General features: G+C 61.6%; 24 protein-coding genes and 1 pseudogene. 11 read left to right on the top strand and 14 right to left on the bottom strand.

What is annotated here, in order from left to right; translation table 11 throughout:
- Positions 1 to 99: 99 nt before the first annotated feature.
- The 5 genes from ACU688_RS17570 to dadA all read right to left on the bottom strand — a co-directional run bounded on the left by ACU688_RS17570 (position 100) and on the right by dadA (position 4,134).
- On the bottom strand, positions 100 to 510 hold the full coding sequence (locus tag ACU688_RS17570) for a c-type cytochrome (protein WP_448186027.1): 411 nt from the start codon (positions 508 to 510) through the stop codon (positions 100 to 102).
- A 180-nt stretch (positions 511 to 690) separates the two neighbouring features.
- Entirely contained in the window at positions 691 to 1,239 is a 549-nt protein-coding gene (locus ACU688_RS17565) for a cupin domain-containing protein (protein WP_003176893.1), read from the bottom strand.
- 116 nt (positions 1,240 to 1,355) lie between these two features.
- On the bottom strand, positions 1,356 to 2,429 hold the full coding sequence (gene alr, locus ACU688_RS17560) for an alanine racemase (RefSeq protein WP_448185759.1): 1,074 nt from the start codon (positions 2,427 to 2,429) through the stop codon (positions 1,356 to 1,358).
- 78 nt (positions 2,430 to 2,507) lie between these two features.
- Positions 2,508 to 2,861 (bottom strand): RidA family protein, encoded by a 354-nt coding sequence (locus tag ACU688_RS17555; protein WP_017135862.1) that lies wholly within the window; start codon positions 2,859 to 2,861, stop codon positions 2,508 to 2,510.
- Complete coding sequence (gene dadA / locus ACU688_RS17550; protein WP_448185758.1) at positions 2,833 to 4,134, bottom strand: D-amino acid dehydrogenase; 1,302 nt, start codon at positions 4,132 to 4,134, stop codon at positions 2,833 to 2,835. Before dadA ends, ACU688_RS17555 begins: the two co-directional genes overlap by 29 nt.
- A gap of 155 nt (positions 4,135 to 4,289) precedes the next feature.
- Between dadA and ACU688_RS17545 the strand changes: the two genes are divergently transcribed.
- Complete coding sequence (locus ACU688_RS17545) at positions 4,290 to 4,778, top strand: Lrp/AsnC ligand binding domain-containing protein (RefSeq protein WP_003176896.1); 489 nt, start codon at positions 4,290 to 4,292, stop codon at positions 4,776 to 4,778.
- A gap of 100 nt (positions 4,779 to 4,878) precedes the next feature.
- On the opposite strand, the gene ACU688_RS17540 is transcribed toward ACU688_RS17545, so the two are convergent.
- Positions 4,879 to 5,232 carry a YkgJ family cysteine cluster protein gene (locus ACU688_RS17540; RefSeq protein WP_016975913.1) on the bottom strand — a complete coding sequence of 118 codons (354 nt, stop codon included), beginning with the start codon at positions 5,230 to 5,232 and terminating at the stop codon, positions 4,879 to 4,881.
- A 115-nt stretch (positions 5,233 to 5,347) separates the two neighbouring features.
- Here ACU688_RS17540 and ACU688_RS17535 point away from each other — a divergent pair, with 115 nt between their 5' ends.
- Positions 5,348 to 6,640, top strand: coding sequence for an NAD(P)/FAD-dependent oxidoreductase (locus ACU688_RS17535; RefSeq protein WP_448185757.1), 1,293 nt, complete (start codon positions 5,348 to 5,350; stop codon positions 6,638 to 6,640).
- Here the strand turns inward: ACU688_RS17535 and ACU688_RS17530 are convergent, their stop codons facing one another.
- Positions 6,641 to 6,865 carry a DUF1127 domain-containing protein gene (locus ACU688_RS17530; protein ID WP_448186026.1) on the bottom strand — a complete coding sequence of 75 codons (225 nt, stop codon included), beginning with the start codon at positions 6,863 to 6,865 and terminating at the stop codon, positions 6,641 to 6,643. It lies immediately after the preceding gene.
- Between the two features lie 166 nt (positions 6,866 to 7,031).
- Here ACU688_RS17530 and ACU688_RS17525 point away from each other — a divergent pair, with 166 nt between their 5' ends.
- Entirely contained in the window at positions 7,032 to 8,456 is a 1,425-nt protein-coding gene (locus ACU688_RS17525) for an aminotransferase-like domain-containing protein (protein ID WP_448185756.1), read from the top strand.
- 62 nt (positions 8,457 to 8,518) lie between these two features.
- Entirely contained in the window at positions 8,519 to 10,078 is a 1,560-nt protein-coding gene (locus ACU688_RS17520; RefSeq protein WP_448185755.1) for a phospholipase D family protein, read from the top strand.
- Positions 10,079 to 10,218: 140 nt separating this feature from the next.
- Here the strand turns inward: ACU688_RS17520 and ACU688_RS17515 are convergent, their stop codons facing one another.
- Positions 10,219 to 11,361: an MFS transporter gene (locus tag ACU688_RS17515; RefSeq protein ID WP_448185754.1), complete on the bottom strand. Its 1,143-nt coding sequence runs from the start codon at positions 11,359 to 11,361 to the stop codon at positions 10,219 to 10,221.
- 180 nt (positions 11,362 to 11,541) lie between these two features.
- Complete coding sequence (locus ACU688_RS17510) at positions 11,542 to 13,035, bottom strand: aldehyde dehydrogenase (RefSeq protein ID WP_124526911.1); 1,494 nt, start codon at positions 13,033 to 13,035, stop codon at positions 11,542 to 11,544.
- 230 nt (positions 13,036 to 13,265) lie between these two features.
- Here ACU688_RS17510 and ACU688_RS17505 point away from each other — a divergent pair, with 230 nt between their 5' ends.
- Complete coding sequence (locus ACU688_RS17505; RefSeq protein WP_448185753.1) at positions 13,266 to 13,628, top strand: cupin domain-containing protein; 363 nt, start codon at positions 13,266 to 13,268, stop codon at positions 13,626 to 13,628.
- 125 nt (positions 13,629 to 13,753) lie between these two features.
- On the opposite strand, the gene rpmG is transcribed toward ACU688_RS17505, so the two are convergent.
- Together rpmG and rpmB are read right to left on the bottom strand one after the other, a co-directional pair.
- Positions 13,754 to 13,909: a 50S ribosomal protein L33 gene (rpmG, locus tag ACU688_RS17500; protein WP_003176906.1), complete on the bottom strand. Its 156-nt coding sequence runs from the start codon at positions 13,907 to 13,909 to the stop codon at positions 13,754 to 13,756.
- An 11-nt stretch (positions 13,910 to 13,920) separates the two neighbouring features.
- Positions 13,921 to 14,154: a 50S ribosomal protein L28 gene (gene rpmB, locus ACU688_RS17495; protein WP_019410280.1), complete on the bottom strand. Its 234-nt coding sequence runs from the start codon at positions 14,152 to 14,154 to the stop codon at positions 13,921 to 13,923.
- 458 nt (positions 14,155 to 14,612) lie between these two features.
- Between rpmB and ACU688_RS17490 the strand changes: the two genes are divergently transcribed.
- Positions 14,613 to 16,205, top strand: coding sequence for an ABC transporter substrate-binding protein (locus ACU688_RS17490; RefSeq protein WP_448185752.1), 1,593 nt, complete (start codon positions 14,613 to 14,615; stop codon positions 16,203 to 16,205).
- A 57-nt stretch (positions 16,206 to 16,262) separates the two neighbouring features.
- Here ACU688_RS17490 and radC read toward each other — a convergent pair whose 3' ends face one another.
- The gene (gene radC, locus ACU688_RS17485) at positions 16,263 to 16,937 is read right to left on the bottom strand and encodes a RadC family protein (protein ID WP_448185751.1); all 675 of its coding nucleotides are present in this window, start codon (positions 16,935 to 16,937) and stop codon (positions 16,263 to 16,265) included.
- Between the two features lie 145 nt (positions 16,938 to 17,082).
- On the opposite strand from radC, the gene coaBC reads away from it, so the two are divergent.
- From coaBC to argB, 4 genes and pseudogenes are all read left to right on the top strand, one after another.
- Positions 17,083 to 18,291 (top strand): bifunctional phosphopantothenoylcysteine decarboxylase/phosphopantothenate--cysteine ligase CoaBC, encoded by a 1,209-nt coding sequence (gene coaBC / locus ACU688_RS17480; protein WP_448185750.1) that lies wholly within the window; start codon positions 17,083 to 17,085, stop codon positions 18,289 to 18,291.
- A 5-nt stretch (positions 18,292 to 18,296) separates the two neighbouring features.
- Complete coding sequence (gene dut, locus ACU688_RS17475) at positions 18,297 to 18,752, top strand: dUTP diphosphatase (RefSeq protein WP_124526915.1); 456 nt, start codon at positions 18,297 to 18,299, stop codon at positions 18,750 to 18,752.
- Between the two features lie 240 nt (positions 18,753 to 18,992).
- Positions 18,993 to 20,414 (top strand): annotated as a pseudogene (locus ACU688_RS17470) (phosphomannomutase/phosphoglucomutase); the annotation flags it as partial.
- Positions 20,415 to 20,436: 22 nt separating this feature from the next.
- Entirely contained in the window at positions 20,437 to 21,342 is a 906-nt protein-coding gene (argB, locus tag ACU688_RS17465; RefSeq protein WP_017735763.1) for an acetylglutamate kinase, read from the top strand.
- 178 nt (positions 21,343 to 21,520) lie between these two features.
- On the opposite strand, the gene pyrE is transcribed toward argB, so the two are convergent.
- Entirely contained in the window at positions 21,521 to 22,168 is a 648-nt protein-coding gene (gene pyrE / locus ACU688_RS17460) for an orotate phosphoribosyltransferase (protein ID WP_017735762.1), read from the bottom strand.
- 82 nt (positions 22,169 to 22,250) lie between these two features.
- On the opposite strand from pyrE, the gene crc reads away from it, so the two are divergent.
- Positions 22,251 to 23,030 (top strand): catabolite repression control protein Crc, encoded by a 780-nt coding sequence (gene crc, locus ACU688_RS17455; protein WP_003195493.1) that lies wholly within the window; start codon positions 22,251 to 22,253, stop codon positions 23,028 to 23,030.
- Between the two features lie 58 nt (positions 23,031 to 23,088).
- Here the strand turns inward: crc and ACU688_RS17450 are convergent, their stop codons facing one another.
- Positions 23,089 to 23,457 (bottom strand): DUF4870 domain-containing protein, encoded by a 369-nt coding sequence (locus ACU688_RS17450; RefSeq protein WP_448185749.1) that lies wholly within the window; start codon positions 23,455 to 23,457, stop codon positions 23,089 to 23,091.
- Positions 23,458 to 23,468 lie beyond the last annotated feature (11 nt).

Genomic DNA, 23,468 nt, shown 5'->3' with positions numbered 1-23,468 from the left:
AGAGAGTGGCGGGTGTTTGCTGCAAAGAACAGCCCTGAAACAAAATCGCGGGCACAAAAAAGCCGCTCGTAAGCGGCATTTTTGGCGAAGATCGGCGGATTAGAGCCCGGACATCTTCTTGATAGCGCCTTTAAGGTCGTCATCCGAGCAATCAGCGCAGGTGCCTTTCGGCGGCATGGCGTTGATACCGGTGATCGCCTTGGCCAGGATGCCGTCGAGGCCGCCCTGGTGATCGGCGCGTTCTTTCCAGGCGGCGGTGTCGCCGACTTTCGGCGCGCCCAACAGGCCGGTACCGTGGCAGGCGTTGCAGTGCTTGGCGATGATATCGTCCGGGGTTTTTGCCCCGCCGCCGCCCGCTACCACGGCGACTTCCATGCCCTTGCATTCCTGGCCTTGGACGCAAACCTGGCCAACAGGCTCAAGGCGCTTGGCAATATCATCATTGGTCGCAGCTTGAGCGCTGACAGCCCATAGGGCCAGTACGGTTGCTGGTGCAGCCAGCATTTTCATAATTAGGTTCACGCGTTCACCCTCAATGGTGGCTATTCACGCCTGCGGCCACGGTTTCGCAGGCGGCGAAAGTATAACGGTTAGCCCGCCTGGCCGAAACAACCCTATTAAATAAAGGGAGATTCGGCTTCGCGGATACGGCTGCGGGAGTCTCTGCAACGCTGGCAGGACGCCTCTTCTCTAAAAGTTCGCGGGTGTGGCTGCGCTGATTAGTCGCGCCGGCACGTCGAACGGGTTGCGAAAACGATGGGGCTTGGTGCTTTCAAAGTAGTAGCTATCGCCGGCTTCGAGCACAAAAGTTTCAAGACCGACCACCAATTCCAGGCGGCCCTCCACCAGAATCCCGGTTTCCTCGCCTTCGTGGGTGAGCATTTCTTCGCCCGTATCGGCGCCCGGTGGGTAGATTTCGTTGAGAAACGCAATCGCCCGGCTGGGGTGCGCCCGGCCTACCAGTTTCATGGTGACGGCGCCGTCAGAGATGTCGATCAGCTCATTGGCTTTATAGACGATCTGCGTCGGTATTTCCTGGAGGATCTCCTCGGAAAAGAACTCGACCATGGACATGGGGATGCCGCCCAGCACCTTGCGCAAGGAGCTGATCGAGGGGCTGACGCTGTTTTTTTCGATCATCGAAATGGTGCTGTTGGTGACACCCGCGCGCTTGGCGAGCTCGCGCTGGGAAAGACCCTTCAGTTTACGGATGGATTGCAGTCGTTCGCCGACGTCCAATGCAGGAGCCTCCTAGGATTCAGGCTTTGTTGTAATTGAGCGTTATCATGGCGACAGCGTTCAGTATTTACAACACTTGGGCCTAAATCCCGGGTAGCGACGTTCGTGCCTGGCGGTCAGTCGCCGGAATAGAGCCTTGGCACCCGGCGCAGGTTGCAGAAGATCTGGTAGGGAATGGTTTCCGCCGCGACGGCGATGTCGCTGGCGAGGATGTTTTTGCCCCACAACTCCACCGTGGAACCGAGGCCAGCCTGTGGCACATCCGTCAGGTCGATGCACAGCATGTCCATGGACACGCGGCCCAGCAATTGGCTGCGCTGCCCGGCCACCAACACCGGCGTGCCGGTTGGCGCATGGCGCGGGTAGCCGTCGGCATACCCCATGGCCACCACACCGATGCGCATCGGCTTGGGCGTGATGAACCGCGCGCCGTAACCCACCGGCTCGCCGGCCGGCAGTTCACGTACGCAGATCACTTTCGATTCCAGGGTCATCACCGGCTGCAAACGTGCGGCCACGGCCTGGTCCTCGCCAAACGGCGTGGCGCCGTAGAGCATGATGCCGGGGCGCACCCAATCGCTGGCGACGTTCGGCCAGCCCATCACCGACGGCGAATTGCGCAGGCTGACCTCGGCCGATAAGCCTTGGCGCGCCGCTTCAAATACCGCCACTTGCTCATCGCTGCGCACGCAATCGAGCTCATCGGCGCGGGCGAAGTGGCTCATCAACACGATCTTGGCGACTTTGCCGCTGGCCAGCAGGCGCTGGTATGCCTCGTGGTAGTCCTTGGGATGCAGGCCGACGCGATGCATGCCCGAATCCAGCTTGAGCCAGATGGTCAGCGGCTTGGTCAGGCGGGCTTGTTCGATCGCGTCCAACTGCCACAGCGAATGCACCACACACCACAGATCATGTTCGTTGATCAGCGGCAGTTCACTGGCTTCGAAAAAACCTTCCAGCAGCAACACCGGCGCACGAATGCCGGCAGCGCGCAACTCCAACGCTTCTTCGATACACGCCACGGCAAAGCCGTCGGCCTCGGCTTCCAACGCCTGGGCTACACGCACGGCACCATGGCCGTAGGCGTCGGCCTTGACCACGGCAAGGGCCTTGGCCCCCGTGACTTCACGGGCCAATTGGTAGTTATGGCGCAGGGCTTGGAGATCGATCAGGGCACGGGCAGGACGCATGGCGGCAGGCTTCTAGGCGGCAGAGTGAAGAAAAACCGGTGCCGCCCAATATCGTCGGCACCGGGAGAGGATCTGGGTTTACGGCAGCGCGGCCACGACGGACAGCTCTACCAGAATTTCCGGTTCGCACAGCTTGGCTTCAACCGTGGCGCGGGCCGGGGCAACGCCTTTGGGCAGCCACTTGTCCCACACCGCGTTCATGCCGGCAAAATCGGCATCGATGTCTTTCAGGTAGATCGTCACCGACAACAACTTGGTCTTGTCGGTGCCGGCCAGGTCCAGCAAACGCTCGATATTGGCCAGGGTTTCACGGGTCTGCTGTTCAATCCCGGCATTCATGTCGTCGCCGACTTGCCCGGCCAGATACACGGTACCGCTGTGAACAACGATCTGGCTCATGCGCTCATTGGTGAGCTGGCGCTGGATTGACATGTTTTGCGGACTCCTGGTGGTTGCCGTAACGGGAAATATCGAGGCCTGCGGCGCTGATCTGTGGGGTTTTCTTCGCCATCAGGTCGGCCAGCAAGCGGCCCGAGCCACAGGCCATGGTCCAACCGAGAGTGCCGTGGCCGGTGTTCAGGAACAGGTTCTTGAACGGCGTGGCACCGACAATCGGCGTGCCGTCGGGCGTGGTTGGGCGCAGGCCGGTCCAGAAGGTGGCCTCGCTCAAATCGCCGCCCTGAGGATAAAGGTCGTTGACGATCATCTCCAGGGTTTCGCGCCGACGCGGGTTCAGCGACAGGTCAAAACCGGCAATCTCCGCCATGCCGCCGACGCGGATGCGGTTGTCGAAACGGGTGATCGCGACCTTGTAGGTCTCGTCGAGAATGGTCGACGTCGGCGCCATCGCCGGGTTGGTGATCGGCACGGTCATCGAGTAACCCTTGAGCGGGTACACCGGCGCCTTGATCCCCAGCGGCTTGAGCAGCTTCGGCGAGTAGCTGCCGAGGGCCAGCACGTAGCGGTCGGCGGTTTCCAGCTTGCCGTCGATCCACACGCCGTTGATGCGTTCGCCAGCGTAGTCGAGGCGCTGGATGTCCTGTTCAAAGCGGAATTCCACGCCCAGTTGCTTGCACATCTCGGCCAGGCGCGTGGTGAACATCTGGCAGTCACCGGTCTGGTCATTCGGCAGGCGCAGGGCGCCAGCGAGGATGTCGGTGACACTGGCCAGGGCCGGCTCTACACGGGCGATGCCGGCGCGGTCGAGCAGTTCGAACGGCACGCCAGACTCTTTCAGCACGGCGATGTCCTTGGCGGCGCCATCCAGCTGGGCTTGGGTGCGAAACAGCTGCGTAGTCCCCAGGCTGCGGCCTTCGTAGGCAATGCCCGTCTCGGCGCGCAGCTCGTCGAGGCAGTCACGGCTGTACTCGGACAGGCGCACCATGCGTTCTTTGTTCACGGCATAGCGGCTGGCGGTGCAGTTGCGCAGCATCTGTGCCATCCACAGGTACTGGTCGAGGTCGGCGGTGGCCTTGATCGCCAGCGGCGCGTGGCGCTGCAGCAACCACTTGATGGCCTTGAGCGGCACACCCGGCGCGGCCCATGGCGAAGCGTAGCCTGGAGACACCTGGCCGGCGTTGGCGAAGCTGGTTTCCATCGCAGCGGCAGGCTGGCGGTCGACCACGACCACTTCAAAGCCGGCCCGCGCCAAATAGTAGGCACTGGTCACCCCAATGACGCCGCTACCCAAGACCAGAACGCGCATTTTTATATCCTCATCGCGGCTTGACCGCCGACGTGTGTTATTCGAGCAATGATGAGCGCAGTGTAAAAAACTATTGCCAGTGCATTTCACTATATAACCGCCTATATTTGGCGACAATTCTCGGCAAAAACCCTTTTCACAGAGGCGTATCCCCTATGCGTACCAACACCCAGACCAAGCGGGAGCTGGACAAGATCGACCGCAACATCCTGCGCATCCTGCAAACCGACGGGCGCATTTCGTTCACGGAGCTGGGGGAAAAGGTCGGGCTGTCGACCACGCCGTGCACCGAGCGCGTGCGCCGGCTGGAGCGTGAAGGGATCATCATGGGCTACAACGCACGGCTCAATCCCCAGCATTTGAAGGGGAGTTTGCTGGTATTTGTCGAGATCAGCCTCGATTACAAGTCCGGCGACACCTTTGAGGAATTCCGCCGCGCGGTGCTGAAACTGCCCCATGTGCTGGAGTGCCATTTGGTGTCAGGGGACTTCGACTACCTGGTGAAAGCGCGGATTTCCGAGATGGCCTCGTACCGCAAATTGCTCGGCGATATCCTGCTCAAACTGCCCCATGTACGGGAGTCCAAGAGCTATATCGTGATGGAAGAGGTGAAGGAGAGCCTGAACCTGCCAATCCCGGACTGACTGGCACACTGCGGTCAAATGTGGGAGCTGGCTTGCCTGCGATAGCGGTGGTGACTGATCCACCGCCATCGCAGGCAAGCCAGCTCCCACATTAACCGAGTCAGACCAGCACCTGCCGCGTGCTCGCCATGTACTCATGAATCTGCTTTTCCACCCGCGGATGAATCAGCTCCACCGGCCGCCGCCCATTGGGGCACGGCAAGGTCTTGGTGGTGCCGAACAACCGGCAGATCAACGGCCGCTCGTCATACACCGTGCAACCGTTAGGCCCAAGGTGCACACAGTTCAGTTCGTCCATGGCCGCGTCCTGTTCGGCCGCCGTCTTGCGTGGCAGGCGCGACATTTCCTCGGGCGAGGTGGTCACCGGCCCACAGCAATCGTGGCAGCCGGGGACGCACTCGAACGAAGGAATCTGTCGGCGCAGCGCGCTGATTTTCTGGCTGTTGCAACTCATCGAAACAGGTACCGAACGGCGGATAGGCGTGGATTCTGCCGCAAAAGCCCGCGGTGAGACAGCTTCGTCCGACCGCTGTATCCTGCGTCAAATTTTCCAAACAGGGATGCTCCCCATGACTGCCAGCGCCCGGCACACCACGTCCTACTACGCTGCCAGCAGCGTGCCGCAACCCGATTACCCGGTGTTGGCCGGCGAAATCACGGCCGATGTATGCGTGGTCGGCGGTGGGTTTTCCGGGTTGAACACCGCCCTGGAACTGGCCGAACGGGGCTTCCGCGTGGTGCTGCTGGAAGCACGCAAGATCGCCTGGGGCGCCAGCGGGCGCAACGGTGGGCAGTTGATCCGTGGCGTCGGCCATGGCTTGGACCAGTTCGCCAACGTGATCGGCACAGACGGCGTGCGCCAGATGAAGCTGATGGGCCTGGAAGCCGTGGAAATCGTGCGCGAGCGCGTCGAGCGCTTCCAGATCCCCTGCGATTTGACCTGGGGCTACTGCGACCTCGCCAACAAACCCCGCGACCTGCACGGCCTGGCCGAAGACGCCGAAGAGTTGCGCAGCCTGGGCTATCGCCACGAACTACGCCTGCTACAGGCCAGCGAGATGAGCAGCGTGATCGGCTCAGACCGTTACGTGGGCGGCATGATCGACATGGGCTCCGGCCACCTGCACCCGCTGAACCTGGCGCTGGGTGAAGCCGCCGCCGCGCAGCAACTGGGTGTGCAGCTGTTCGAGCAATCCGCCGTCAGCCGTATCGACTACGGCCCCGAGGTCAACGTGCACACCGCCCAGGGCAACGTGCGCGCCAAGACCCTGGTGCTGGCCTGCAACGCCTACCTGAATGGCCTGAACCCGCAACTCAGTGGAAAAGTGCTGCCGGCTGGCAGCTACATCATCGCCACCGAACCGCTGAGCGAAACCCAGGCCGCGCAACTGTTGCCACAAAACATGGCCGTGTGCGACCAGCGGGTGACAGTGGACTACTTCCGCCTGTCCGCCGACCGACGTCTGCTGTTCGGCGGTGCCTGTCACTATTCCGGTCGCGATCCGCAGGACATCGGCGCCTACATGCGTCCGAAAATGCTCAAAGTGTTCCCGCAACTGGCCGACGTGAAGATCGATTACCAGTGGGGCGGCATGATCGGCATCGGCGCCAATCGCCTGCCGCAGATCGGCCGGCTGCCCGACCAACCCAACGTGTATTACGCCCAGGCCTACGCCGGCCACGGCCTCAATGCCACGCACCTGGCGGGCAAACTGCTGGCCGAAGCCATCAGCGGCCAGCAACAGGGGCGCTTCGACCTGTTCGCACAGGTGCCGCACATCACCTTCCCCGGCGGCAAGCATCTGCGCTCGCCGCTGCTGGCCTTGGGCATGCTCTGGCACCGGTTCAAAGAGCTGGTGTGATCAACCGCGCCAGAACGGTTTAACCCCTTCCTGGCGCGCTTGTTCTGCGCTGAGGCCAATGTCCTTGAGCTGCTCGGCGGTCATCTCCAGCAAGGCCTTGCGCGTGTGCCTGCGGTGCCAGAACAGATTCCAGCGGCTGCTGGCCGGCGCCGCCAGCGTGCGCCCCTGCCCTGCTTCCAATTCCTGACCGCGTAACGCCAACCGCACATCGCTCATGCCGCTCATCATGTTGCCCCTCATTTGCCTGTTGCCATGAGTGACTAGGATGGGCGCGCGGGCAAAACCATTACAGATTCAACCAATCTTTATTAAATCCATACAGAGACTGCCTATGGGGCGCTGAATCCTGTATTTTCGCTCCATCTGTACCGGTCTCCTGGGAGCGACCACCATGACCCTCTATGTGAACCTCGCCGAACTGCTGGGCACCCGTATCGAACAAGGCTTCTATCGCCCCGGCGATCGCTTGCCCTCGGTACGGGCCTTGAGCGTTGAACACGGGGTCAGCCTGAGCACCGTGCAACAGGCTTATCGTTTGCTGGAAGACAATGGCATGGCGATGCCCAAGCCGAAATCCGGCTACTTTGTGCCGGTCGGCCGCGAACTGCCGGCCCTGCCGGAGATCGGGCGTCCGGCCCAACGCCCGGTGGATATTTCCCAGTGGGACCAGGTGCTGGATCTGATTCGCGCCGTCCCGCGCAAAGACGTCATACAGATGGGCCGTGGCATGCCGGATGTATTGTCGCCGACCCTCAAACCATTGCTGCGCAGCCTGGCCCGTGTGAGCCGCCGTCAGGATCTGCCGGGCTTGTATTACGACAACATCATGGGCTGTATGGAATTGCGCGAGCAGATCGCTCGACTGTCATTGGATTCAGGCTGCCAACTGAACGCCGACGATATCGTGATCACCACCGGCTGCCATGAGGCACTGTCCGCCAGCATCCACGCCATTTGTGAGCCCGGGGATATCGTCGCGGTGGATTCGCCGAGCTTTCACGGCGCCATGCAAACCCTCAAGGGCCTGGGCATGAAAGCCCTGGAAATCCCCACCGACCCGATCACCGGCATCAGCCTCGAAGCCCTGGAACTGGCCCTGGAACAGTGGCCGATCAAGGTCATCCAACTCACCCCCAACTGCAACAACCCGCTGGGCTACATCATGCCTGAGGCACGCAAGCGCGCACTGCTGACCCTGGCCCAGCGCTTTGACGTGGCAATCATCGAAGACGACGTGTATGGCGAATTGGCCTACAGCTACCCGCGCCCGCGCACGATCAAGTCCTTCGACGAAGATGGCCGCGTGCTGCTGTGCAGCTCGTTCTCGAAAACCCTGGCCCCCGGCCTGCGCATTGGCTGGGTGGCGCCGGGGCGTTACTTGGAACGGGTGCTGCACATGAAATACATCAGCACCGGCTCCACCGCGACCCAACCGCAGATCGCCATTGCCGAGTTTCTCAAAAGCGGGCACTTCGAACCGCATTTGCGGCGGATGCGTACCCAATATCAGCGCAATCGCGACTTGATGCTCGATTGGGTCAGCCGTTACTTCCCTGCGGGTACGCGGGCCAGCCGCCCCCAGGGCAGCTTTATGTTGTGGATCGAGCTGCCAGACGGCTTCGATACGCTGAAGCTCAACCGGGTGCTGATGGAACAAGGCGTACAGGTGGCCGTGGGCAGTATCTTTTCGGCTTCCGGCAAGTACCGGAACTGCCTGCGCATGAACTACGCTGCCAAGCCAACCCCGCAGATTGAAGAAGCCGTGCGCAAGGTCGGCGCTGCCGCGATCAAGCTGCTGGCCGACACGATGGACTGACCTTTCGCGGGAAATAGCCGTCATATGCCTACAACCGCCCTGACCCGGAAGCGACTCCCTTGATGATTCGACGGCTACTCCCGCTTCTCCTGCTGGGTGCCCTGGGCGGCTGCGCCACGGTGACCACACCGCGCATCCCCAGCGACGCCCTGCCCGCCGCGCAATCGTCATTCGGCCGCTCGATCCAGGCCCAGGCCGCGCCCTACCAGGGCCGCTCCGGGTTTCGCCTGCTACCCAACAGCAGCGAAGCCTTCATGGCCCGCGCGGAATTGATCCGCAACGCCCAGACCAGCCTCGATTTGCAGTATTACATCGTCCACGACGGCATCAGCACGCGCATGCTCGTGGATGAACTGCTCAAGGCCGCCGACCGTGGCGTACGCATCCGCATCCTGCTGGACGACACCACCAGCGACGGCCTCGACCAGATCATCGCCACCCTCGCCGCCCACCCCAAGATCGAGATTCGCCTGTTCAACCCGCTGCACCTGGGGCGCAGCACCGGCGTGACGCGGGCGATGGGGCGCCTGTTCAACCTGTCGCTGCAACACCGGCGCATGCACAACAAGCTGTGGCTGGCCGACAACAGTGTCGCCATCGTCGGCGGGCGCAATTTGGGCGACGAGTATTTCGACGCCGAACCCAATCTGAATTTCACCGACATCGACATGCTCAGCGTGGGCCCGGTGGCCGAGCAGCTCGGGCACAGCTTCGACCAGTACTGGAACAGCGCCCTGAGCAAACCTATTGACGACTTCGTCTCCAACGCGCCGTCCAAAGGCGACCTGGCCGCCGCGCGCGTGCGCCTGGAAGCGTCCCTGGCCGAATCACGCCAGCAGAACCACGCGCTGTACAACCGCCTGCGCACCTACCAGACCCAGCCACGCATGGACATCTGGCGGCGCGAGCTGATCTGGGCCTGGAACCAGGCGCTGTGGGATGCACCGAGCAAAGTGCTGGCCACCGCCGAGCCCGACCCACGCTTGCTGCTGACCACCCAACTGGCGCCGGAACTGGAAGGGGTCAGCCACGAGTTGATGATGATCTCAGCGTACTTTGTGCCGGGCGAACCTGGGTTGGTGTACCTGACCGGTCGCGCGGATGCGGGGGTGTCGGTGAGCCTGCTGACCAACGCCCTGGAAGCCACCGACGTGCCGGCGGTACACGGCGGCTATGCGCCGTATCGCAAGGCGTTGCTGGAACATGGGGTGAAACTCTACGAGTTGCGCCGCCAACCGGGTGATGGCGGCGGCAGCGGGCCACACTTGTTTCGGCGTGGCACATATCGGGGCTCGGATTCGAGCCTGCACAGCAAGGCGATGATCTTTGATCGGGAGAAATCGTTTATCGGCTCGTTCAATTTCGACCCGCGTTCGGTGCTGTGGAACACCGAGGTGGGTGTGCTGGTGGACAGCCCTGAGTTGGCAGAGCACGTTCGCAACCTGGCCTTGCAGGGCATGGCGCCGGCGTTGAGTTATGAGGCGAAGTTGCAGGATGGCCAGGTGGTATGGGTGACCGAGGATAACGGCCAACTGCATACGCTGACCCGCGAACCGGGCAGTTGGTGGCGGCGGTTCAATGCGTGGTTCGCCACATCCGTCGGCCTGGAACGCATGCTCTAGGAACACCACCGGTCCACTGTGGGAGCTGGCTTGTCGGGTCGCCGCATCGCTGCGATGGCGGCGGGTCAGTCACCAGATGCTTCGCCTGACACACCCTCATCGCAGGCAAGCCAGCTCCCACAGTGGATCGCATTGCAAGGTCAGGCTGGTTGCGCTGCGCCGAACGCGCCTTGGCGCAGCAGCAACACCACCAAACCCAACGCACCCGCCGCCATCAACCACGGCAACGCATGCCCACTGATCCACTGGCTCCCCGCCCCCGCCACCAACGGCCCGATCAGGCAACCGATGCCCCACAACTGCGCCACATGGGCATTCGCCCGCACCAGCGCATCATCGCGGTAACGCTCGCCGATCAGGATCAGCGACAAGGTGAACAAGCCGCCAGCACTGGCACCGAACACCACCCACACCGGCCAGATCAGCGGCGTGTGCAGCACCACCGGAATGGCTAGGCTCGACACCAGCAACAGCACCGCACACGCCAGGAACAGCGAGCGTCGCGGCAGGTAGTCAGCCAGTGCGCCGATGGGCAATTGCAGCAACGCATCCCCCACCACCACGGTACTGACCATCGCCAGGGCCATCTCGGCAGTGAAGCCCTGTTGCAGGCAATACACCGGTAACAACGTCAGAATCATCGCCTCGAACGCGGCGAACAATGCCACCGCCCAGGCAATCGCCGGCAGGCTCCGGCAGAAGCGCCAAAGGTCGGCAAAGGTCACGCTGAACGACTCGGCGGTCGGTGCGCCAGAGCGCCCCAGCAACAGCACTGGCGCGACCACCAACAGACCAACGCCGACCCAGAAACCGTAATCGTGGCCGGTGCCGATTACGCCCAACAGCAATGGCCCGGACAACTGGCTCAGGGCATAGCTGCAGCCATACAACGCCACCAGCCGGCCACGCCACTGCTCCACCACCAATTGGTTGATCCAGCTTTCGCCGAGGATAAACACGATGGTCAGGATCACCCCGATCATCAGCCGCAGCACCAGCCATACCGGGTAGCTGGGCAGGATTGCCAGCAAGCCGATGGACACCGCGCCGGCCCACAGGCACAGGCGCATCAGGTTGGCAGTGCCCAGCCAGGAGGCCATGCGGCTGGAGATCTTTGCGCCCAGCAATACGCCAAAGGCCGGCATCGCGGCCATCACACCGATGGCGAAGCTGCCGTAGCCCCAGCCTTCAAGGCGCAGGGACACCAACGGCATGCTGACACCCAGGGCCAGGCCGACGCTGAGTACCGAGGCCAGGACGGCGAAATAAGTCGCCCAACGCATTTCCACGCTCCTGTGGATAATTATCAAGATCACACAAAACACTGTGGGAGCGGGCTTGTGTGGGAGCCGGGCTTGCCCGCGATGCAGGCACCTCGGTGTGTCAGCCACACCTCGGTGATGCTATCGCAGGCAAGCCAGCTCCCACACAAACCGGCTCCCACATTTGCTCTGCGGTGTTGCTTAGAGCTTGATCCAGGTCGATTTCAGCTCGGTGTATTTGTCGAACGCATGCAGCGACTTGTCGCGGCCATTACCCGACTGTTTGAAGCCACCAAACGGTGCGGTCATGTCGCCGCCGTCGTATTGGTTGACCCACACGCTACCGGCGCGCAGGGCCTTGGCCGTCAGGTGCGCCTTGGAAATATCCGCCGTCCACACCGCTGCGGCCAGGCCGTAGATAGTGTCGTTGGCGATGGCGATGGCCTCTTCGGCGCTGTCGAAAGTGATCACCGACAGGACTGGCCCGAAGATCTCTTCCTTGGCGATCTTCATGGCATTGGTCACGCCGTCGAAGATCGTCGGCTCGACGTAGGTGCCGCCGGTTTCTTCCAGGGTACGCTTGCCGCCCGCGACCAATTTGGCGCCGTCAGCGTGGCCGGCTTCGATGTAGGACAGCACGGTATTCATCTGCTGGGTGTCCACCAGCGCGCCGACATTGGTGGCCGGGTCCAGCGGGTTGCCTGGCTTCCAGCCCTTGAGGGCTTCGATCACCAGGGGCAGGAATTTGTCCTTGATGGAGCGCTCGACGAGCAGGCGCGAACCGGCGGTGCAGACTTCGCCCTGGTTGAAGGCGATGGCGCCGGCGGCGGATTCGGCGGCGGCTTGCAGGTCCGGGGCGTCGGCGAACACGATGTTCGGGCTCTTGCCGCCGGCTTCCAGCCACACGCGCTTCATGTTCGATTCGCCGGAGCGGATCAACAGTTGCTTGGCGATCTTGGTGGAGCCGGTGAACACCAGCGTATCGACGTCCATGTGCAGCGCCAGCGCGTTGCCCACGGTGTGGCCGTAGCCCGGCAGCACGTTGAATACGCCTTTTGGAATACCCGCTTCAACGGCCAGGGCGGCGATGCGGATGGCGGTCAGTGGGGATTTTTCGGACGGCTTGAGGATCACCGAGTTACCGGTGGACAGCGCCGGGCCGAGCTTCCAGCAGGCCATCATCAGGGGGAAGTTCCACGGCACGATGGCGGCAACAACGCCGACTGGCTCGCGGGTCACCAGGCCCAACTGATCGTGAGGGGTGGCTGCGACTTCATCGTAGATTTTGTCGATGGCCTCGCCGCTCCAGCTCAGCGCGTTGGCGGCGCCGGGCACGTCGATGTTCAGGGAGTCGCTGATCGGTTTACCCATGTCCAGGGTTTCCAGCAGCGCCAGCTCTTCGGCATTGGCCTTGAGCAGCGCGGCGAAACGGATCATGGTGGCTTTGCGCTTGGCCGGCGCGAGGCGCGACCAGACACCGGAATTGAAAGTGGCGCGGGCATTTTCCACGGCGCGCTGGGCGTCAGTGGCGTCACAGCTGGCAACAGTGGCCAGCAAGCGGCCATCGACCGGGCTGATGCATTCGAAGGTGTCGCCGGAAACGGCGTTGGTGTACTCGCCATTGAGGTAGGCGCGGCCTTCGATCTTCAGGTCCTTGGCGCGTTGTTCCCAGTCGGCACGGGTCAGGGTGGTCATGCGAGTGTCCTCCTCTTATTGAATACAAGGGCCAGGCGATGTCCCCCGGCAGCCTCAAAGAATTCTTGCCCGGCCAGCCTGCTGTTCGGCTCAAGGCAGCTGCCACCCTAAACCAGCGGCTGGGGATGTTTCAATATATTTGACATAACGCCAGTAAACGCCCTTGCGATGTTCATTTTAATAAACATAGACTTTGGGCTCCCCAACCGCAGGCCAGACGGGACACGCACATGAACATCCAGGACATCGTCGACTTCAGCCAAGCCAAGACCCCCGCCGACCGTTACCGCCCCGCCGCCGAGAAAATCCTCAAGGGCGACCCCGAGCAAACGATCTACAACCACTACAACAGCCCGTGCGGCCAGATGAGCGCGGGCGTCTGGGAAGGTGAAGTCGGGCAGTGGAAGGTCAACTACACCGAGCACGAATACTGCGAGATTGTGCAGGGTGTTTCAGTGCTGCGCGACGGGGACGGCAACGCCAAGACCTTGCGCAGTGGCGACCGCTTCGTGATCCCGGCCGGTTTCAGCGGCACTTGGGAAGTGCTGGAGCCGTGCCGCAAGATCTACGTGGTGTTTGAACAGAAGGCCTGATCAAGACGACGGGACGCGGAGCGTCCGAAGCGGCGTTCCCACGCAGAGCGTGGGAACGATCATCCCAGGCAAAAAAAAGCCCGCATCGTGAGATACGGGCTTTTTTTCACAAGGAAGAAAATCAATTACTTGATTTTGCCTTCTTTGTAGATCACGTGCTTGCGAACGCGCGGGTCGAACATTTTCTTTTCGAGCTTGTCCGGGGTAGTACGCTTGTTCTTGTCGGTAGTGTAGAAGTGACCAGTACCGGCGCTAGAGATCATTCGAATCAATTCACGCATGATAGAGCTCCTTAGATCTTGCCAGCGCGGCGGATTTCGGCCAGCACGACAGTGATGCCACGCTTGTCGATGATGCGCATGCCTTTAGCAGATACGCGCAGACGAACAAAACGTTTCTCTTCTTCAACCCAGAAGCGGTGATGCTGCAGGTTTGGCAGGAAACGACGACGGGTTTTGTTATTTGCGTGGGAAATGTTATTCCCAGTCACCGGACCCTTACCGGTAACTTGACATACTCTCGACATGCCTCAGCCCTCTAAAACCACATGCCCAACCCGGCATGGGTTGGCCGCTTAATCTCTCAGTCATTTGGCGCCAGGCGCCGCGTTTCTTTAGGGTCTTACCGGCTACACCTACAAGCGAAGGAACCGGGCCCCTAGAAAAGAGCGCTGCTTTATACCAGAAAGACCCTAGTGCAACAACAGCCCGTGTGTTTTTACCGGCGTAAATCTAGGCAAAACACACCTGAACCGTTGCCAGGAGGGGCCGCTGTCACAGCCGACCGCTCGTCGCACCGAATGATTTACAGCGCCCACGCGCACGGCAAAGTGCGCAGCGGAACGCGCTGAGGCGTCATGAAAACAGCATTTGAAGCAAAAGCACAGGCAAAAATGGGCTAGTCATTTATCAATCAGACCTCTACGGTAGGACTTTTCCAGACTGCACTCGCAGATGGGCCTTCGATCTGCAAAGGAAACCGAACATGCGCCTCGCTGCCCTACCGCTATTGCTAGCCCCTCTCTTTATCGCCCCGCTGGCCTCTGCCGCCAGCAACCTGAGCGTCTGCACCGAGGCCAGCCCCGAAGGGTTCGATGTGGTGCAATACAACTCGCTGACCACCACCAACGCCTCGGCCGACGTGTTGATGAACCGCCTGGTGGACTACGACGCAGCCAGCGGCAAGCTGGTGCCGAGCCTGGCGGACAGCTGGGAGGTGTCGCCAGATGGCCTGACCTACACCTTCAAGCTGCACCCAGACGTGAAATTCCACCGCACCGAGTACTTCAGCCCAAGCCGCACCCTGACCGCCGAAGACGTGCGCTTCAGCTTCGAACGCATGCTCGACCCGGCCAACCCATGGCACAAGATCGCCCAGAGCGGCTTCCCCCACGCGCAGTCGCTGCAACTGCCGACGCTGGTGAAGAAGATCGACGCCCTCGACCCACTGACCGTGCGCTTCACCCTGGACCACGCCGACTCCACTTTCCTCGCCGCCCTGAGCATGGGTTTTGCCTCGATCTACCCGGCCGAATACGCCGACAAACTGCTCAAGGCCGGCACACCGGAGAAGCTCAACAGCCAGCCAATCGGCACCGGGCCGTTCATCTTCAGCCGCTTCCAGAAAGACGCCGTGGTGCGCTACAAGGCCAACCCGGATTACTTCGCCGGCAAACCGTCTGTGGACAACTTGATCTTCGCCATCACCCCGGACGCCAACGTACGCCTGCAGAAACTGCGCCGCGACGAATGCCAGATCGCCCTGTCGCCCAAGCCGCTGGATGTGGGCGAGGCCGAAAAGGACCCGGCGCTCAAAGTCGAGAAAACCCCGGCCTTCATGACCGCCTTCGTCGCCATCAACAGCCAGCACCCGCCGCTGGACAAGCCCGAAGTACGCCAGGCGATCAACCTGGCCTTCGACAAGGCCAGCTACCTCAAGGCCGTATTTGAAGGCACCGCCGAAGCCGCCAACGGCCCATACCCGCCCAACACCTGGGGCTATGCCAAGGATCTGCCGGGTTATCCACAGGACCTCGCGAAAGCCAAGGCCCTGCTGGACCGGGTCGGGCTCAAGGACGGCTTCAAGACCACCATCTGGACGCGCCCGACCGGCAGCCTGCTGAACCCCAACCCCAACCTCGGCGCGCAATTGTTGCAAGCTGACCTGGCCAAGGTCGGCATCCAGGCCGAGATACGCGTGATCGAATGGGGCGAACTGATTCGCCGCGCCAAGGCCGGTGAGCACGACCTGCTGTTCATGGGCTGGGCCGGCGACAATGGTGACCCGGATAACTTCCTGACCCCACAGTTCTCCTGCGCGGCGGTGAAATCCGGCACCAACTTCGCCCGCTACTGCGACCCAGCCCTGGACAAGCTGATCAGCGCCGGCAAGACCACCAACGAGCAAGGGGTGCGCAGCAAGCTGTACCAGCAGGCCCAGGCGCAGATCCAGCAGCAGGCGCTGTGGTTGCCGCTGGCGCACCCAACCGCGTTTGCCCTCGCGCGCAAAACGGTCAAGGGCTACCAGGTGAGCCCGTTCGGCCGCCAGGATTTTTCGAAGGCCAGCGTCAAGCCCTGAGCTGCAAGCTGCAAGCCCACTTGAGGCTTGCAGCTTCAACCTTGCAGTTGCCCCCCCCTACATCCACCCATATTCCGCCATCGACAACGGGTCTCCATCCCCGACGATGATGTGATCCAGCACCCGCACATCCACCACTTCCAAGGCCTTTTGCAGCAGCTTGGTCAATTTTCGATCAGCTGCGCTGGGTTCCAGGCTCCCGGAAGGATGGTTGTGGCACAGGATCAGCGCCGCCGCGTTATACGCCAAGGCACGCTTGACCACTTGCCGCGGGTAAACCACGGCGGTATCGATAGTGCCTTGGGACAACGCCTCGAACCCCAACACCCGGTGCTTCGAATCGAGAAACAGGCAGCCGAAAACCTCATGGGGCTCATGACGCAAGAGCGCCTTGAGGTAATCACGTACGGCTACCGGGCTTTCCAGCACCGATTCACTGCGCAAGCGTTCTGCCATATGCCGTCGGGCCATCTCCAACACCGCCTGCAACTGCGCAAACTTCGCCGGCCCCAAGCCCAAATGCTGGCTGAATAACGCCTGGCCGGCCTCCAACAGCGGGCGCAAGCCGCCAAACTGCGCCAACAGATGCCGCGCCAGATCCACTGCGCTTCTGCCGGAGACGCCAGTACGCAGGAAGATCGCTAACAACTCGGCGTCAGACAGGCTTGCCGCGCCACATTCCAACAGTTTCTCCCGTGGCCGTTCCGCCACAGGCCAGTCCCGAATACTCATCCCACCTCCCTCTCCACATGTGCGCCGCTGTTGCCTGGCGGGCGCTGTGTTATCGTAAGCCCTCTTTTTTGCATGTGATTTCCCCTGGGGAGGGGGCATCACAGGCGTCACTGAACTGGCATCACTGAACTGGAAAGGCAAACCAATGCAGCGTCTGTATCGGAAACGCATCGTTCTCGGCGTCGGCGGCGGCATTGCCGCCTACAAGAGCGCAGAACTGGTTCGCAGGCTCCTGGACCAGGGCGCCGAAGTGCGCGTGGTCATGACACGCGGCGGCAGTGAGTTCATCACCCCGCTGACCATGCAGGCGCTGTCCGGGCACCCGGTTCACCTCGACCTGCTGGACCCGGCAGCCGAAGCCGCCATGGGCCATATCGAGCTGGCCAAATGGGCCGACCTGGTGCTGATCGCCCCGGCCACCGCCGATCTGATCGCCCGCCTGGCCCAAGGCATAGCCGATGACCTGCTGACCACCCTGGTACTGGCCACCGATGCCACCGTCGCCATCGCCCCGGCCATGAACCAGGCCATGTGGCGCGACCCGGCTACCCAAGCCAACACTCAACTCCTGCAAAGCCGCGGGCTCAAGGTGTTCGGCCCTGCGTCCGGCAGCCAGGCCTGTGGCGACGTCGGCATGGGCCGCATGCTCGAAGCCACCGACCTCGCGCTGTGTGCGGTGGAGTGCTTCCAGCACCTGGCCCTGACCGGCAAGCACGTGCTGATCACCGCCGGCCCAACCCAGGAAAACATCGACCCGGTGCGCTACATCACCAACCATAGCTCAGGAAAAATGGGCTTTGCCTTGGCAGAAGCCGCGGTCGAGGCAGGCGCACGCGTCACCCTGATCACCGGTCCGGTGCATTTGCCCACCCCTGATCGGGTCACGCGAATCGACGTAGTCAGCGCCCGCGACATGCTTGCGGCCTGTGAAGCCGCCATTCCCTGCGACCTGTTTATCGCCTCGGCAGCGGTCGCGGACTACCGCCCAGAAGTTGTCGCCCCGCAAAAGCTCAAGAAAGACCCTACGAGCGGTGACGGCCTACTCCTGCAAATGGTGCGCAACCCGGACATCCTGGCCACCATCGCCACGCGTCCCGACCGCCCGTTCAGTGTCGGCTTCGCCGCCGAGACCGAGCACCTGCTGGACTACGCCGCACGCAAATTGAAAGACAAGAACCTCGATCTGATCGTTGCCAACGATGTCGCCAACCCGAGCATCGGCTTCAACAGCGAGGAAAACGCCTGCAGCGTGATCGACCGCGAGCTGCACGCCACCCTTTTCGCCCAGACCAGCAAGGGCAAGATTGCCCGCCAACTGATCTCTTTTATCGCCCAACGGCTGAACCAGGTTTAATTTCCATGCACGCTTTGCAAGCCAAGATCCTCGACCCCCGCATCGGCACCGACTTCCCACTGCCGGCCTACGCCACCCCAGGCTCCGCCGGCCTGGACCTGCGCGCCATGCTCAAGGAAGACACCGTCCTTGAGCCGGGCCAGACCATCCTGATTCCGACTGGCCTGTCGATCTACGTCGGCGACCCTGGCCTGGCGGCGCTGATCCTGCCGCGCTCGGGCCTGGGCCATAAGCACGGCATCGTGCTGGGCAACCTGGTCGGCCTGATCGACTCGGACTACCAGGGCGAGCTGATGGTGTCGTGCTGGAACCGTGGCCAGACCGCCTTCAACATCGTGGTTGGCGAGCGCATCGCTCAATTGGTGCTGGTGCCTGTGGTGCAGGCGCACTTCGAACTGGTCGAGGAATTTGCTGAAACACAACGCGGCGCAGGCGGCTTTGGCCATTCCGGCAGCCACTGACTAAGCTGAATCAGGCCGGGCACCCCCGCCCGGCCCGACGCCACCGCATGGCTTTTCAGGATGAAGAATGCGCGGTACTAATCAGCGAGATTTCCCCAGCGAAATCAATGCATTACGCAGAGAAAAGCACGGAGCCACTGCGCCGATGGCACTTTTGCACCACGAACTCTGCGCCAAAAAAACCGTCATACCCTTCAGTTTGAGCCTGCCGGTCAGCCGCTTTACGGCCAGCCTTGCCCCCTTCAGATGGAGTTTCCCCCCGCGATGAGTACCGCAGCCCGCGTAGCCCCGACATTCCCCGACAGCATTTTTCGCGCCTATGACATCCGTGGCGTAGTGCCCAAGACCCTGACCGCCGAAACCGCCTACTGGATCGGCCGCGCCATCGGCGCCCAGAGCCTGGCCCAGGATGAGCCGAACGTCTCGGTGGGCCGTGACGGCCGCCTGTCCGGGCCTGAACTGGTCGAACAGTTGATCCAGGGCCTGGCCGACAGCGGCTGCCATGTCAGCGACGTCGGCCTGGTGCCAACGCCTGCGCTGTACTACGCCGCCAACGTACTGGCAGGCAAGTCCGGGGTGATGCTCACCGGCAGCCATAACCCATCGGACTACAACGGCTTCAAGATCGTCATCGCCGGCGATACCCTCGCCAACGAGCAGATCCAGGCCCTGCACACCCGCCTGAAGACCAACGACCTGACCAGCGGCAAGGGCAGCATCACCAAGGTCGACATCCTGCAGCGCTACTCTGATGAAATCACCCGCGACGTCAAACTCGCACGCCGCCTGAAAGTGGTGGTGGACTGTGGCAACGGCGCGGCCGGCGTGATCGCCCCGCAACTGCTCGAAGCCCTGAACTGCGAAGTGATCCCGCTGTTCTGCGAAGTGGACGGCAACTTCCCCAACCACCACCCGGACCCGGGCAAGCCAGAGAACCTGGTGGACCTGATCGCCAAGGTCAAGGAAACCGGGGCTGATGTCGGCCTGGCCTTCGACGGCGACGGCGACCGCGTGGGCGTGGTGACCGAAACCGGCGAGATCGTCTTCCCCGACCGCCTGCTGATGCTGTTTGCCCGTGACGTAGTGGCGCGCAACCCCAACGCCGAGATCATCTTCGACGTGAAGTGCACACGTCGCCTCACCCCGCTGATCAAGGAATATGGCGGCCGCCCGCTAATGTGGAAGACCGGTCACTCGTTGATCAAAAAGAAAATGAAGGAAACCGGCGCCCTGTTGGCCGGCGAGATGAGCGGCCACGTGTTCTTCAAGGAGCGCTGGTTCGGCTTTGACGACGGCATTTACAGCGCCGCTCGTCTGCTGGAGATCCTCAGCAAGGAAAAATCCACCGCCGAAGAGCTGTTTCAGACCTTCCCGAATGATATTTCTACGCCAGAGATCAATATCCATGTGACCGAGGAGAGCAAATTCAGCATCATTGACGCACTGCACGATGCGCAATGGGGCGAAGGCGCCAACCTGACCACCATTGATGGTGTGCGAGTCGATTACGCCCAAGGCTGGGGCCTGGTTCGCGCGTCCAACACCACACCGGTGCTGGTCCTGCGTTTCGAGGCGGATACCGAGGCCGAGTTGCAGCGCATCAAGGACGTGTTCCACGCCCAGTTGAAACGTGTTGCCCCTGATCTCCAATTACCGTTCTGATTTTTTTGCACCGGAGCCCTGAATGACCCTCGAACGCGAAGCCGCTGCCAACACCGCCAAGGTCCTTTCCGAAGCGTTGCCTTACATTCGACGCTATGTCGGCAAGACACTGGTGATCAAGTACGGCGGCAATGCCATGGAAAGCGAAGAGCTGAAAACCGGCTTTGCCCGCGACATCGTGTTGATGAAAGCCGTGGGGATCAACCCGGTGGTCGTGCACGGTGGCGGCCCGCAGATCGGTGACTTGCTCAAGCGCTTGTCGATCGAGAGTCACTTCATCGATGGCATGCGCGTGACTGACGCGCAGACCATGGACGTGGTGGAGATGGTCCTCGGTGGCCAGGTGAACAAGGACATCGTCAACCTGATCAACCGTCACGGTGGCAGCGCCATCGGCCTGACCGGCAAGGACGCGGAGCTGATCCGCGCGAAAAAACTGACGGTCACCCGCCAGACGCCGGAAATGACCCAGCCGGAAATCATCGACATCGGCCAGGTGGGCGAAGTGATCGGCATCAACACCGACCTGCTGAACCTGCTGGTCAAGGGTGACTTCATCCCGGTGATCGCGCCTATCGGCGTGGGCGCCAACGGCGAGTCCTACAACATCAACGCCGACCTGGTAGCAGGCAAGGTGGCGGAAGCGCTGAAGGCTGAAAAGCTGATGCTGCTGACCAACATCGCCGGCCTGATGGACAAGGAAGGCAAGGTGCTGACCGGCTTGACCACGCAACAAGTGGACGAGCTGATCGCCGACGGCACCATCTACGGCGGCATGCTGCCGAAGATCCGTTGCGCGCTGGAAGCAGTGCAAGGCGGCGTGGGCAGCTCGCTGATCCTCGACGGCCGGGTACCGAATGCAATCCTGCTGGAAATCTTCACCGATACCGGTGTGGGCACGCTGATCAGTAACCGCAAGCGTCCTTAACTGCCGCACACAAAAAAGCCCCGCTCAATCAAATTGAGCGGGGCTTTTTTGTTTGTGCTCGGTCCAAATGTGGGAGCTGGCTTGCCTGCGATGACGGCGGCACATTCAACAACAATGTCGCCTGATAAACCGCTATCGCGGGCAAGCCCGCTCCCACACAAGCCCGGCTCCCACAGTGTTACTGAACGCCGAACTGCTCGCGGTACGCCTTGACCGCCGGCAAATGCTGCTTGAGCTGCGGATCATCTTCCAGGAACTGCAACACCTGGTTCAACGACACGATGCTCACCACCGGAATGCCGAAATCGCGTTCCACTTCCTGGATCGCCGACAATTCACCGTTGCCGCGCTCCTGGCGGTTCAACGCGATCAGCACGCCAGCAGCCTTGGCGCCGTCCTGGGAAGCGATGATCTGCATCACCTCACGGATGGCGGTACCGGCGGTGATCACGTCGTCGATGATCAGCACATCACCGGTGAGCGGCGCGCCCACCAGGCTACCGCCTTCGCCATGGGCCTTGGCTTCCTTGCGGTTGAAGCACCACGGCAGATCCTGCCCATGATGTTCCGCCAACGCCACGGCGGTGGCGGCGGCCAGGGGAATGCCCTTGTAGGCCGGGCCGAACAGCACGTCGAAGGAAATACCGCTTTCAACGATGGCCGCCGCGTAGAAACGACCCAGCTGAGCCAGGGCCGAACCCGAGTTGAACAAGCCTGCATTGAAGAAGTACGGGCTGGTGCGCCCGGACTTGAGAGTGAACTCACCGAAGCGCAAAACGCCGCGATCGATGGCAAAACGAATGAAATCGCGTTGATACGCCTGCATGAAAAAAGCCTCAGATACCACGGATTTAGCTAATTAGTTAGACGGCGTGTATCATACACGCACGCGATTTTTGGGGCCATTTATGCGGATCATCAGTGTGAACGTTAATGGTATTCAGGCTGCAGTCGAGCGTGGTTTGCTCAGTTGGCTGCAAGCCCAGAATGCCGACGTCATCTGCCTGCAGGATACCCGCGCCTCCGCCTTTGAACTGGACGACCCAGCCTTCCAACTGGATGGCTACTTCCTTTATGCCTGCGATGCCGAAGTGCCCACCCAAGGTGGCGTGGCTTTGTATTCGCGGTTGCAACCCAAGGCGGTCATCAGCGGCCTCGGCTTCGAGACAGCCGACCGCTACGGGCGCTACCTGCAAGCCGATTTCGATAAGGTCAGCATCGCGACCTTGCTGCTTCCTTCGGGGCAGAACGGCGATGAAGACTTGAACCAGAAGTTCAAGCTAATGGACGACTTCGCCCGTTACCTGGATAAACAGCGACGCAAACGTCGCGAGTACATTTATTGTGGCTCGCTGTACGTGGCGCAACAGAAGCTGGATATCAAGAACTGGCGCGACAGCCAGCAATCCCCGGGCTTCCTGGCGCCGGAACGGGCCTGGATGGACGAGATTGTCGGCAACATGGGTTATGTCGATGCCCTGCGCGAAGTCAGCCGCGAAGGCGACCAGTACAGCTGGTGGCCGGACAACGAACAGGCTGAGATGCTCAACCTGGGCTGGCGTTTCGACTACCAGCTGCTGACCCCGGGTCTGCGCCGGTTCGTGCGCAGCGCACGCTTGCCGCGCCAGCCGCGCTTCTCGCAGCACGCGCCGCTGATCGTGGACTACGACTGGACACTGACCATCTGAGGTCTTTTTCCAGGTACAAAAAAACCGACATCGCTGTCGGTTTTTTTGTGGGCGCTCATTATTTGATCAGTCGCCAGGTCAAGGGGTAGCGATAGGCGATCCCCTTGTTGGCCTTGATCGCACCGATGATCGTCAACGCCACACCCGCGATGGCCAGCGCCGTCATCAGGAAGAACCCAACGACCGCGAAGGCCAGCACGATGCACACGATCCAGGCGATGGCCACGGTGATCTGGAAGTTCAGCGCTTCCTTGCCCTGATCATCAATGAACGGGTCCAGTTCTTTCTTCATCTGCCACAGGATCAGCGGCCCGACAACGCTGCCGAAGGGGAACACAAACCCCAGAAACGCCGCGAGATGGCACAACATCGCGCCCTGGCGCACTTCGTAGGAAGGCGTAGGCACCGGCATTTGGCTGTCATTCATGGCGCGTCTCC

This window comes from Pseudomonas acericola (SeqCode) (genome assembly GCF_053456465.1).
The sequence above is the reverse complement of the archived record's forward strand: the minus strand, read 5'-3'. Positions and strand labels throughout refer to the sequence as shown.